Annotated in this window: 1 protein-coding gene; it reads right to left on the bottom strand. The window is 33.1% G+C overall.

Features of this window, described 5'->3' with window-relative positions:
• Positions 1-433: 433 nt before the first annotated feature.
• A partial coding sequence (locus C3L50_RS16185) for a T9SS type A sorting domain-containing protein (RefSeq protein ID WP_133158907.1) occupies positions 434-1,950 on the bottom strand: 1,517 nt, incomplete at its 5' end.

Raw genomic sequence — 1,950 nt, 5'->3', positions numbered from 1 at the left:
TCATCATTTCTGACGAAGGATTGGTTATTTTAATTTTTTTGTAAATTTCATTAGGTTCTGTTTTTGTTTTATGTGATTCATGTGTGGATTGTGAATACAAAAACGTTGTAAAAAATAAAACAGGTAACAATAAGTAGGTAATTTTTTTCATAAAATGTGTATTTGAAGTTTCAAACCTAAGAATTATATTTTAATCAACAAAATAAAATATCGATAAAATACATATTTAATCGATAAAAAGCATATATTTATTATTTTTTGAATGTAAAAAGTTACAAAAATAATTTTTACTTGAATTGTTGTTTGAAAAAAGGGGATATAGGAATCAAAAAAAATCAATCTTCAACAAGAATAAAAATTGAGTTTAGATTATTGTTAAAACAAAAAAGCTTCCACTATTGCGGAAGCTTTAAAAATAGAATTTTGAAGATTATTATTGCTTGATGATACGTTTACTTGTTATGTTTCCATTGTCTGTAATTTCAAGAAGATAATTTCCTGTGGTAATATTAGAAACATCAATGATATTATTGGATAAGTTTCCTTTCATAATGGATTGTCCAATTAAATTGTAGATTATATAGGTAGCTGTGGATGAAGTTTCGGTTACATTCAATATTCCAGTTGTAGGATTTGGATATACTAATATTGTAGAAGAGATAGAATCATTAGTTTTTGCAGCAATTCTTGCAGTACTAGAAACTATCGTTACAGTATAATCTTCTACTTGACCAGATGCGAATGTTTCGCAAGCAGTTGGAATTCCAGTGTATTTCATAGAAACTCTCATTCTTGTTGCTCCAATTGTTGCAGTTGTAGGAATAGTAAAAGTTCCTGAAATTGGTGTTGTTGTTGAAGCAGCTCTTGAAAATACCAACTCTCCAGTATCAGCAAAATCGCCATCGGCATTGTAATCAATCCAAACCGCATATCCTTCACTTCGTTTTGAACTTGTCCAAGAAGGAGTAATTGTAATAGTGTATGCTGTTCCTCTTGTTGCATTTGTTGCAATAGCCGTAAAATTTTCATATCCAGCAGTACCTGTGGAAGTATTATTGATGCTTCCTAGAACTACTTTACCAATTTTTTCTCTTGTAGTACTTGTTCCTTTTGAAGTGCAATAAACTACTGCATTTGCCAAAGTTGTTACATTTACTATATTACTAGAAATTGATGCGTTCCCTGCGGCATCTTTTGCTATCACACTAAAAGTATAAGCAGTATTGGCTGTTAGTCCTGTTACTGCATAATTTGTTGCTGCTACAGAGGCTATTAGAGCCGTACCTCTATAGACGTCATAGCCTATTACACTAATGTTATCTGTAGAAGCCGTCCAAATCAAATTAGTAGTTGTAGTCGTTGTACTTGATGCTGATAAACTTGTTGGTTGAGTTGGAGCAATAGCATCTAAAATAATTACTGTTTGGTTTTGAGTTGAGGTATTTCCGTTTTCATCATCATAAGTCCAAACAATTGAATAAGTTCCTGGTGTTGAATATGTCAAAGGACTTGTAGTTGTGGCAGTAACAGTTCCTTTGCAAGCATCTGTTGCTGTAGGAGCATTTACCGTAACTGAATTTTGTCCTGTAACATTTGGTAAAGAAGCTATATCAGCTACTGGAGCAGTGGTGTCGTCTATAATTACATTTTGAGTTTGAGTTGTAGTGTTACCGTTACCATCATCAAAAGTCCAAGTTACAATTGTAGTTCCTTGGGTGGTAATTGGGAAAGTTGAGGTAGTTGTACCAGTAAGTGTTTCGTTGCAAAAAACTGTTGCTGTTGGTGCATTTGGTGTAACCGAACATTGAGCGGTAATATTTGGAAGTGCTGGCGCTACGGTATCATCAATAATCACATTTTGATCAGCAGTTACAATTTGACCATTTCCATCATTGAAAGACCAAGTTACTATTGTTGTTCCTTGTGTGGTTATAGGGAACGGAGTTGATG

Origin of the sequence: Flavobacterium alvei, from assembly GCF_002920895.1 — a bacterium.
Classification (GTDB): Bacteria; Bacteroidota; Bacteroidia; order Flavobacteriales; family Flavobacteriaceae; genus Flavobacterium; species Flavobacterium alvei.
This window is presented reverse-complemented; position numbering and strand designations above follow the sequence as displayed.